The 9,716-nt window shown below is 60.8% G+C and carries 10 protein-coding genes; 4 read left to right on the top strand and 6 right to left on the bottom strand.

From position 1 onward, the window contains the following. Positions 1–432: 432 nt before the first annotated feature. Positions 433–987 carry a DUF4142 domain-containing protein gene (locus tag LOC54_RS10070; RefSeq protein WP_279313685.1) on the bottom strand — a complete coding sequence of 185 codons (555 nt, stop codon included), beginning with the start codon at positions 985–987 and terminating at the stop codon, positions 433–435. A 218-nt stretch (positions 988–1,205) separates the two neighbouring features. On the opposite strand from LOC54_RS10070, the gene LOC54_RS10065 reads away from it, so the two are divergent. Beyond that, entirely contained in the window at positions 1,206–1,601 is a 396-nt protein-coding gene (locus tag LOC54_RS10065) for a DUF423 domain-containing protein (RefSeq protein WP_279313684.1), read from the top strand. An 8-nt stretch (positions 1,602–1,609) separates the two neighbouring features. Here LOC54_RS10065 and nfsB read toward each other — a convergent pair whose 3' ends face one another. From nfsB to ahcY, 3 genes are all read right to left on the bottom strand, one after another. After that, a complete protein-coding gene (gene nfsB / locus LOC54_RS10060) occupies positions 1,610–2,260 on the bottom strand; it encodes an oxygen-insensitive NAD(P)H nitroreductase (RefSeq protein WP_279313683.1) in 651 nt (216 codons plus the stop codon). Positions 2,261–2,429: 169 nt separating this feature from the next. Further along, entirely contained in the window at positions 2,430–2,810 is a 381-nt protein-coding gene (locus LOC54_RS10055; protein WP_279313682.1) for a DUF3597 domain-containing protein, read from the bottom strand. A gap of 54 nt (positions 2,811–2,864) precedes the next feature. After that, entirely contained in the window at positions 2,865–4,163 is a 1,299-nt protein-coding gene (ahcY, locus tag LOC54_RS10050) for an adenosylhomocysteinase (RefSeq protein ID WP_279313681.1), read from the bottom strand. Between the two features lie 102 nt (positions 4,164–4,265). Between ahcY and LOC54_RS10045 the strand changes: the two genes are divergently transcribed. From LOC54_RS10045 to LOC54_RS10035, 3 genes are read left to right on the top strand one after another with little or no spacing between them, the layout of a single operon-like run. Beyond that, on the top strand, positions 4,266–5,126 hold the full coding sequence (locus tag LOC54_RS10045; RefSeq protein WP_279313680.1) for a metal ABC transporter solute-binding protein, Zn/Mn family: 861 nt from the start codon (positions 4,266–4,268) through the stop codon (positions 5,124–5,126). Continuing rightward, positions 5,123–5,890, top strand: coding sequence for a metal ABC transporter ATP-binding protein (locus LOC54_RS10040; protein WP_279313679.1), 768 nt, complete (start codon positions 5,123–5,125; stop codon positions 5,888–5,890). The genes LOC54_RS10045 and LOC54_RS10040 overlap by 4 nt, the downstream gene beginning before the upstream one ends. Next, entirely contained in the window at positions 5,890–6,705 is an 816-nt protein-coding gene (locus tag LOC54_RS10035) for a metal ABC transporter permease (RefSeq protein ID WP_279313678.1), read from the top strand. Before LOC54_RS10040 ends, LOC54_RS10035 begins: the two co-directional genes overlap by 1 nt. Here LOC54_RS10035 and LOC54_RS10030 read toward each other — a convergent pair. Continuing rightward, on the bottom strand, positions 6,696–9,302 hold the full coding sequence (locus LOC54_RS10030) for a tetratricopeptide repeat protein (protein ID WP_279313677.1): 2,607 nt from the start codon (positions 9,300–9,302) through the stop codon (positions 6,696–6,698). The two genes, LOC54_RS10035 and LOC54_RS10030, sit on opposite strands and share 10 nt — an antisense overlap. Before the next feature lie 22 nt (positions 9,303–9,324). Next, positions 9,325–9,498, bottom strand: a complete 174-nt coding sequence (locus LOC54_RS10025) for a hypothetical protein (RefSeq protein WP_279313676.1) — start codon at positions 9,496–9,498, stop codon at positions 9,325–9,327. Positions 9,499–9,716 lie beyond the last annotated feature (218 nt).

The following is a 9,716-nucleotide window of genomic DNA, read 5'->3' as shown; positions in this document are numbered from 1 at the left end:
AAACTCAAATCTACTTTCCTCGCAGCAGTGCAGTTCGCTTCAATCATCATACTGCTTAACTGACGACACGACGTAAGAGGAAATCACAGTTTTTTATCGAAGCTTTCCTCAGCCGACAGTCTGACGGAAAACCACGTATTCCGTCTTTACCTTTATTATTCAGAACACTGGCAGGAACGGCAGAACAACCGGACAACCCGCCCGGAACAATGACAAATCCCGGACCGCAATATACTCCGCCTTCGGACATCAGGCGGATATGAACCTGTGGCAGTCACATATCTGCCGAAGATACGATCTTTATTTCAGGGATAAATCTGCCAGTCATCACTTCTGCGTATGACGGCAGGATCGGTCCGGACAGCAACTCAGATCCGCTGCCGTCCGGACCAGCCCGCACCGGAAAGAGCCCGGCGCGGATCAGAACCGATATTACTTGTGGCGACGATGACCGCCACGACGACGACCCGTCGCCTTCGGTGCGGACAGCTTGTGCGCCTCGGTCAGATGCGTCTGGACATCCGTAGCCATGTCAGACGCGTAGCTCTTGAGATCTTCCATCGTCGTGGAAGCAACCTCGTCAGAATAGACATTCGCGGCATCCTGATGGCCGGAAATCACGGTGGACGCGAAAGCGCGGTCAAACGCCGTGCCCTTCTTGGCGGACAGATCGTCGACGATCTTCTGGTCATCCGCGTTCAGCGCCGTAGCCAGCGTGACGTTATGAGACGTCGCAATCCCCGTCAGACGTGTCTGGCTGTCCGTGTGGTCACGCACCAGCGTATCAGCGAACTGCGTCACCTGCTGGTTCTTACTGTTCGTGGAGGCCAGATTTCCGATCGCGATATCCAGCTCGTTGATTGCCGAAGCCTTCTGCACGAACGCCGCATCCGCATCCGACAGCGGTGCCGTCGCAGGGTTGTTACCGGCGCAGGCGGCAAGGGCCAGCATGGAAGCAGCGCACAGAGCACTGGCGATTTTTTTCATCTTGACTTCTCCGCACAGGAAGATGGACCTCTGCGGACGGCCCGCAGAGCATTCCGGTTTTTCCGGTCGCAGACTGCGCGGCTAACATACCGTTATTCTCCCCGCAACTGGTCTTTCCGTGAAAACGATAATAAGTCACGGTACGCCGGATGTTGTTACGGGTTCCGGTCAAGAAAAAAACAGATCAGTTCTGTTCCGTTTCATCCAGGAAGAACAGCATGAAGACTCCATTGCGCTCTGTCCCGATCTGGCGCGCCGCCGGAGCAGCCCTCGCCGCTGCCGGAATGGCCCTCTCGGCACTCGCCGCCCATTTCCCGGAAAACCGCCTCGCACCGGGCGGAAGAACCATGCTGCACAGCGCAGCCGAGGTCATGGTCTGGCATGCCCTCGCCCTGCTGCTGGCCGGACTGGTCCCCGCACGCCCCTCGCGCGCGATCCTGCTCGGCGTATGGGGACTGCTGGCCGGGACACTCCTGTTTGCATCAGGCGTCTGCCTCACGGCTTTCACAGGAATCCACCCCGGTCCTGTCGCCCCGTCCGGAGGCAGTCTCCTGATCCTGTCCTGGCTCTTTCTGGCCATCGCCCTGCCACTGTGGAAAACAGGGCAGGACTGAAGCCGGACTCAGGCGCGGGAGAAGAGCTGATCCGCCGGAAGACGTGATTTCGGCAGGTTCGCGTTGAAGTCATTCGCAGAACGATGACCCAGCGCAACGATCACCGCCGGCCGGAGATTTTTCGCGGCAAGACCGAACTCCTCGCTCAGAATCCCCGCATCGAAACCTTCCATCGGCGTGGCATCCACCTTCAGAAGCCCGGCAGCCAGCAGCAGGAATCCCTGCGCGATATAGACCTGGTTCTTCGCCCAGACATCAATATCTCCCATCTTCTCGTGCAGGGATACATAGCCGGTACGGCCACGATTCTGGCTTTCACGCGCCTCCTCACTCGCAAAACGCCCGTCCGCAGCCTCCTGATCAAGCACGGCCCGGAGATACTCCGGCGTCAGCGCGGTCATCGCGCAAAGAACGATCACAAGAGAGGCATTCTCGATTTTGGGAGCATTATAGGCACAGGGCCCGACAGCCGCCTTTGCGATACGGGCCTTTCCCGCCGCATCGTCTGCCACAATAAAATGCCATGGCTGAGAGTTGACCGAAGACGGGCTGAACCGCAGCGCATCAAGAAGCTGGGTCACCACCTCTTCCGGCAGGCGCTGTTCCGGATCGTACGCCTTGGTCGTATAACGCGTCCTGAGGGTCTCTGTCAGAGTCATGGCCTGATATATCCTGCATAAACCGAAAAAAGCAGGACAGAGACTGCGCGCCGCCCGGCGGCAACGTCAAGGGCCGCCCGGAACACGCAGTCTGCGCGGAACTGAAGGGATTCCGAATTCCGAAGCCGTCAGCAGGCCACTCCGGAAGCAGTCACCCCGCAGAGCCTGATCAGAGACCGGCCGGAACCTTGCCGCCGTTCTCTGCAAGTTTCCGGCGAACCTCCTTGATCAGCCAGACATTCATCGTGGCGGAATCATTCTGGTCACCGGTATAGCCCAGTTCGGTCGCAAGCTGCTTACGAGCCGCAAGAGAACTGTCGAGACCAAGCAGCTTCAGCAGATCAACGATCGACTCTTTCCAGTTGAGCGTCTCGCCCTTTCCGGCGGCCAGACCGCTCAGAACCGCATCGACATCAACCGGAGCCGCTGCCGGAGCAGCAGCCTGAGCCGGGGCAGGAGCAGAAGCGGCAGCCTCCGCCCCCGTCTTCGCAGGCTCCGCAGCCTTTGCATGACCGAAAATGGCGGAAACGATAGAACTGAAAATACCCATGACGGATTTTCCTTTCGTCAGAACGCTGTTTTGACCGCAGACCCGGACAGGATCTCAGTAACGATACGCCTCATGCTTGAACGGGCCGCTCACGGGCACATCGATATACTCAGCCTGCTTTTCAGAAAGCTTCGTGATCTGAGCACCGACTTTCGCAAGATGCAGTGCCGCGACCTTCTCGTCCAGCTTCTTCGGCAGAACATAGACCTTGTTCTCATACTGGCCCGGCTTTGCCGTCCAGAGCTCGATCTGAGCCAGGGTCTGATTGGTGAAGGAGGCGGACATCACGAAGGACGGATGCCCCGTGGCGTTGCCAAGGTTCACAAGACGCCCCTCGGAAAGGATGATCAGGCGCTTTCCGTCCGGAAAGACAACCTCATCCACCTGCGGCTTGATGTTATCCCATTTGAAATTCCGCAGAGCCTCAATCTGAATCTCGGAATCGAAATGCCCGATATTACAGACAATGGCGCGGTGCTTCATCTCGCGCATGTGGTCGATCGTGATGACATCCACATTGCCCGTCGCCGTCACGAAAATATCGCCGCGCGGCGCGGCGTCTTCCATCGTCACGACCTCATAGCCTTCCATCGCGGCCTGCAGGGCGCAGATCGGATCGGCCTCGGTCACCAGAACGCGACAGCCCGCATTGCGAAGCGACGCGGCAGAGCCCTTGCCCACATCGCCATAACCGGCAACCACGGCAACCTTGCCCGCCATCATCACATCCGTACCACGGCGGATGGCATCCACCAGGCTTTCACGGCAGCCGTAAAGATTGTCGAATTTCGACTTGGTCACGCTGTCATTGACGTTGATCGCCGGAACCTTCAGCGTGCCCTTCTTCTGCATCTCCCACAGACGATGCACGCCCGTCGTCGTCTCCTCGGAAAGACCGCGCACGTCCTTAAGCATCTCAGGATACTTGTCATGCATCAGGACAGTCAGATCGCCGCCATCGTCCAGAATCATGTTCGGCGTCCAGCCGTCCGGACCCCGGACGGTCTGCTCGATGCACCACCAGAATTCCTCTTCCGACAGACCTTTCCACGCAAACACCGGAACACCGGCCGCGGCAACGCCCGCAGCAGCATGATCCTGCGTGGAGAAAATATTGCACGAAGACCAGCGCACCGTAGCGCCCAGGGCAATCAGCGTCTCGATCAGAACCGCCGTCTGGATGGTCATGTGCAGACAGCCGGCGATACGGGCGCCCTTAAGCGGCTGACTTGCGCCATATTCCTCACGCAGGGCCATCAGACCCGGCATCTCGCCCTCGGCGATGGAAATTTCTTTCCGGCCCCATTCTGCGAGAGAAATATCTTTGACCTTATAATCTGTGGCGCTCATCATTGCCCCGTATAGCGGTGAAGGTGCGCCTCTATACCGCGCTGGGAAGATGAAGGCCACCCGCTCCGGATTGATATATTATAACATTCCGCGTATGCGGGGGACATGACACGCCGCCTCCTGCTCCTCCCCGCCCTGTGCAGCCTGTGGCTGAATGCAGGCACGGCCTCCGCCGCACAGCCCGGACTCGTGGCCGCAGAGAGCATCTGGGGCGATATCGCCGCCAGCGCCGCCGGAGATCAGGTGTCCGTCACAAGCGTCATCTCGGGCGCCGACAGCGATCCGCACCTCTTCGAACCCTCCCCCTCGGTCATGAAAAGGATTTCCGAGGCCCGGCTGGTTCTGCTCAACGGAGGGGGATACGACCCGTGGATGGAGCGTCTGGTCTCCGATCGCGCCCCGGACAGCGTCCTGAATGCGGCACGGATCAGCGGGAGACATCCGGGAGACAATCCGCATATCTGGGTCAGCCCCGATGCCGTCCGCGCCGTCGCCACACAGCTTGTTCAGAGCCTGAACCGCCTGGACCCGGGCGGCACGAACGCACGCAGCCGGACACTCCAGGCCCTTAATCACGATATCGACGTGCTGGACGCCCGCATCGAGGCCCTGCGTCCGCATCTGACCGGAAAGACCATCGCGGCAACGGAGTCCATCGTGACGCCACTGACCGACAGGCTTGGCCTGGTCATGACCGGGCAGGCCTTCCAGCAGGCCGTAATCAACGATACCGAACCCTCCCCTTCCGCCGTGGCGGAAATGGAACAGGCCATCACCGGCCGGAAAATCCGTCTCCTGATCCGCAACGCCCAGACACGGACACCGGCCACGGACAGGCTGACCGAACTCGCCGTCAGAACCGGCATCCCCGTCCTGGACGTTCACGAAACCCTGCCTCCGGGAATGACCTGGCAGAGCTGGATGAATCATCTGCTCGACGGTCTGGCACAGATCTCCCCTGAATGAGCGCACCGCCTGCCATCTCCTGTCACGGCCTGGAAACCGGCCCGGCCGGACGCTCCGTGCTGCGCAATGTCTGTTTCGACATCCCTCCGGGGACGGTCACAGCCGTGCTCGGTCCGAACGGCGCCGGAAAGACAACACTGTTCCGCACCCTGCTCGGCCTGATCCGACCGGCACGCGGCACGCTCGCCCTGTTCGGGCAGCCCGTAAAAACCGGACGCAGGGATGTCGGCTACCTGCCACAAACCCGCACACCGGCTGGCCCCACACTGAGCGGACGCACGCATATCCTCGCCGCGCTGCAGGGCAGCCGCACATGGGGTCTGCCCGACCCGCGCGGACCGGCAGAGCTGGACCGGCTGCTGCAGGAACTGGGCGTCTCATCCCTGGCCGACCGCCCCTTCGGCAGCCTTTCCGGCGGCGAACGTCAGAAACTGCTGCTCGTCCAGGCCCTGCTCGGCCAGCCCCGGCTGCTGATTCTGGACGAACCTCTCGCCGGGCTGGACCCCGCGCATATGCAGGACGTCGCCGTTCTCGCAGGCAAACTGGCACGTGAGAAAGGGCTTACCGTCCTGATGTCCACACATGACATCAATCCCCTGGCCGATGTCACGGATCAGGTTCTGTATCTGGCGGGCGGGGAGGCACGGTTCGGAACATCAGACGACGTGCTGACCTCACCCGTCCTCAGCACACTCTATGGCTGCCCTGTGGAGGTCTTCCGGACCCCGTCAGGCCAGGTTTTCGTATCGGCAGGTCGCACCTGATGCTGCAGTTTGAATTCATGCGCCTGGCCTTTCTGGCCTCCGGACTGGCTGCCCTTCTGTCGGGCGTGACAGGATGGTTTCTCGTTCTCCGTCGCCAGAGCTTCGCAGGCCATGCCCTGTCCCATATCGGCTTTGCCGGAGCTGCCGCCTCGTTATGGGCAGGTCTGCCTCCGCTGGCCGGGCTGATGCTGACGGCCGGACTGGGCGGCACCGTCATGGGCACCTCCGGCGCCCGTCAGGAACAGCATGATGTGGCCATCGGCCTGACCCTGGCTTTCTCCATGGGGGCCGGTATGCTCTTCCTGCATCTGCTGAACGGCCCCGCCCGGAGAGCCACCGCCCTGCTGTTCGGCAACGTGATGGGAATCGATACCCCGACCCTCATCTGCCTCACCGTGACTGTTCTCGCAGGGCTTGCAGGCATGGCTCTACTCGCACGCCCCCTGCTGTTCCTCAGCCTTCAGCCCGAACTGGCCGAGGCCCGCGGCGTCCCCGTGCGCCTGATCAGCGGCCTTTTCCTCGGGCTGACCGGACTGGCCACCGCCGCCTGCGCCGAAGTAACGGGAGTCCTGCTGGTCTTCACCCTGATGATCGGCCCGGGCGCAACAGCGCTCCGGCTCGGACTTACCCCTCTGGCCGGGCTGGCTGCGGCAGCCGGACTGGCAGTCGCCGAAGCCTGGGGCGGCCTTGCCCTTGCCTGGCAAAGCGATGCCCCCGTTTCATTCTGCATCGCCCTTCTGAGCCTGCTGGTCTTCGGGCTGACCACACTCCGCATGAAACGGAAAAACGGAGACGTGCAGAATACTCAGTTCTGAACCGGCTGCGTCGTATCGGTCCTCTGTGCAACGGCCGGACGGGACGTCAGAAGATTGAAGATACGCTGACGATTCGGGTCGGTAATACGACCGTTTACCCAGTCCCGCAGACGCTGCAGCGTCTCCCAGTCATTCGTATGTGATGCATCCGTCGCAAGACGCAGACTGAGATTCTGCTGAATCTCATTCAGGGGACCGGTCTCAGGAAGCTGCTTAGTGGCCAGACGGCCGACGATCAGGACAGCTTCCTGCCATTTATGACTTTCCTCCAGGATACGCCCGCGCATGTCCAGAGCCTCGGCATTTTCATCTCCGGACAGCATCTCCAACGCGCGTTCCTTTTCACCCTGCTGAAGCAGGATGCGCGCGGATACCAGCTTCCTCTGGCTGGCAATATCCGTAGACAGAGAGGAAGTCGCCGTATCATCAAGCGCCTTGCGGGCCGGGCCCAGACGCCGCGCCGCCACATCGGCAGAAGCCAGCTTCGCCCCCCACTCACCACGCTGCTGATCACCGGGCGCAAAAGGCAGGGCACGCTCGTAGGCCGTAGCCGCCTGAGCAGGCAGGCCGAGATTGGACAGACGATCCCCGAGGCTGGCCAGAATCTGACCCTTCTCCGGAGAATCCGGGATCATCTCCAGATGGGATTCAATCAGGGCAATAATATCAACAGAATTGCTCTCGGGAGGCGAGCCCGGCGGAGGCAGCTGGGCAAGCTTGCTGACAATTCCGGAAACCCGTCCCTGCAGCGCCGCGCGATGCGCCGGGAAAAGTTCAGCGATCGCATCACAGAGCATCAGCGCATTACGCCAGTCCCCGGCCTGAGCATAGGCATCCAGCATGGACAGCTGCACATCCGCTTCCCGGCCGGTCATCCTTGCGGTCAGACGCATCCGGTCAAAAGCTTCGGCCGCCTTGAGATGCGTGATCTGCCCCAGCTTTTCCCTGAGCCGGATTCCTTCTTCCAGCCCGACCTCACTCAGATGCGTAGACGGGCTGAGCGCCAGCTTGTCAAAGGCGCTGAGCGCCGCCTCATCCTGACCGCTGCGCAGGAGCAGAAGGGCACGCGCCGCCGAAAATTCCGGTCCGGCCGGCATGGAAGACAGCACCTTCCGGTCAGCTTCCGATCCGAAACGGGCAATATTTTCAGCAATCTCCGGCTGCAGCAGCGCCCGCAAAGGCTGCGGATACCCCGACAGCCGATTGTAGGACGCAGCCAGAAGTCCCGCCGCATCTGCCGGTCTGTCCCCGGTACGCACCGTATACAGCCCGCGCCACAGCGACTCATCCGGATGACCGCCCTGCCCCGGCAACTTGTTCAGGACGGACGCCGCATCCATGTCCCCGATCATAAAGGACGACATCGCGGAGAGAAGCGTAATATCAGGGCTATTCTGGGCGGACGGATCATCCGTCATCAGCGTAAAAAGAATCGCACGCGCCTGACGGGCATCCCCCATCATAAAGGCCGCACGCGCCGCAGCAAGACGTGGTCCCGTCCTGCGCCCGGGTGGCGTCATGGCGGCTTCCGTCCACAATCTGCGATAATTCTCTCTCAGAGCAGGGACTGCGGCACTACCCTGCGTGATCCAGGACCAGTCCTCAGGAACACTGGCCAGCATTTCCGTACTGCCCTGCCCCACAGGAAGCCCCGGCATTCCGGTCGCATCCAGGAACATCCCCTCGTCCGCCGGACGCAGGCCCAGCTGGTCGCTGTCTGCTGCAATCACCAGCCCCTGAACCGAGGGCAGAATCTCATAGCCCACCGCATGCCGAATGGTGGCTCCGCCCGAAATCATATCCTGGGATGTTCCGATCAGGAGACGTGCCCCGGTCGCCGGATCCGTCAGGGTCACCACACGTCCGACAGCAGGCAAGGGAAAGAGCATTCCCGCGTTACGACGGCGCGGAATGATCACCGGACCCGGAGCGACAGGAACCTGATCCGGACCTGCCGTCAGAATCCAGCCTCCGGTCTGCTTCGAGAGGGAAAAATGCTGCGGATGATCAGTGTGAAGCGTCAGGATGGTCGCATCGCCCTGATCGTGAATATCCAGCGAGGCAAAATTCACCGATCCGGCAAGAGCACTGCGATCAAAAGCCGTTGCGTGATCAAGAACGATCAGGAAATCCTTTCCCGACCAGAACGCCGCGACACCCGTTCCGCTGCGGACCGGAAGAAAAATCCTGGAAGAACTGTCCGGCGGCGGAGGCAGCGCCTCAGCCTGTACGGCGGGAACACTGCTGCCCGGAGCAGGAGCACCCGGCGCGGCATTCGCGGCAGGCTTCGGCAGCACGGGCGGCGTAAGTGTCTGCTGTTTCCAGCCCTCAGGCAGCCGGGGCTCTGCTGAAGCTGCATCAGGAGCTTTATTCGCTGCGGATTCCGCTGCAGGACGCTCATGAGATGCACGGGGCGGTGTCCGCACGGCAGCAGTCTGCCCTGAAGTGTTCGCCGCCTGGACAGGAAAAGGCAGCCCGGAAACACTCGCAAGCAGTGCAGCCGTCAGACAAAGTTTCCCCGACGGGACAGCCGGACAGAAAGAGGACAGTCTGAACTTCATGGCTCTCTGATACAGCAGGAAAGATTTCCGCGCCATCTTCTCCGGGATCCTGATCGGGTCAGAGCAGACTGCGCCGGGATGAGGCGACCTGCTGCGGCAGGGGTGCAGCAGGAGGATCAGCCAGAAACTGCGTGGCCTTATTTGCCTTTTCCAGTGTCATATTGGCGAGAATGGCCGATGTCTTCCGGGGATTCATTTCAGATAGATGCTTGCGCTCGTTCAGTCGTGCCATGACTTTTTCTGTTCGTCATCCAGATTTTTCAGCCGTACATCAAGCACCGCCTGTGAAGCTTCTATCTCTGTTTTACGATCATTGAGATCCCGGGAAACTTTCTCAAGCTCTCTCTACTGATTCACTACGGCGTGTCGTCAATTAAGGGCTGCGCGTGTGCCGTGAGTGTTGTACTTTCCGGCTTCCTGTGCAGACTGTTTTCCCGGTTTTGAGGGAGA

It is taken from the genome of Acetobacter sp. AN02 (genome assembly GCF_029759835.1).
Classification (GTDB): Bacteria; Pseudomonadota; Alphaproteobacteria; order Acetobacterales; family Acetobacteraceae; genus Acetobacter.
The sequence above is the reverse complement of the archived record's forward strand: the minus strand, read 5'-3'. Positions and strand labels throughout refer to the sequence as shown.

Bases quoted from the DNA above. Each gene is read 5' to 3' on its own strand.
- LOC54_RS10070 (WP_279313685.1), bottom strand. From the start codon at position 987: ATGAAAAAAATCGCCAGTGCTCTGTGCGCTGCTTCCATGCTGGCCCTT.
- LOC54_RS10065 (WP_279313684.1), top strand. From the start codon at position 1,206: ATGAAGACTCCATTGCGCTCTGTCCCGATCTGGCGCGCCGCCGGAGCA.
- nfsB (WP_279313683.1), bottom strand. From the start codon at position 2,260: ATGACTCTGACAGAGACCCTCAGGACGCGTTATACGACCAAGGCGTAC.
- LOC54_RS10055 (WP_279313682.1), bottom strand. From the start codon at position 2,810: ATGGGTATTTTCAGTTCTATCGTTTCCGCCATTTTCGGTCATGCAAAG.
- ahcY (WP_279313681.1), bottom strand. From the start codon at position 4,163: ATGATGAGCGCCACAGATTATAAGGTCAAAGATATTTCTCTCGCAGAA.
- LOC54_RS10045 (WP_279313680.1), top strand. From the start codon at position 4,266: ATGACACGCCGCCTCCTGCTCCTCCCCGCCCTGTGCAGCCTGTGGCTG.
- LOC54_RS10040 (WP_279313679.1), top strand. From the start codon at position 5,123: ATGAGCGCACCGCCTGCCATCTCCTGTCACGGCCTGGAAACCGGCCCG.
- LOC54_RS10035 (WP_279313678.1), top strand. From the start codon at position 5,890: ATGCTGCAGTTTGAATTCATGCGCCTGGCCTTTCTGGCCTCCGGACTG.
- LOC54_RS10030 (WP_279313677.1), bottom strand. From the start codon at position 9,302: ATGGCGCGGAAATCTTTCCTGCTGTATCAGAGAGCCATGAAGTTCAGA.
- LOC54_RS10025 (WP_279313676.1), bottom strand. From the start codon at position 9,498: ATGGCACGACTGAACGAGCGCAAGCATCTATCTGAAATGAATCCCCGG.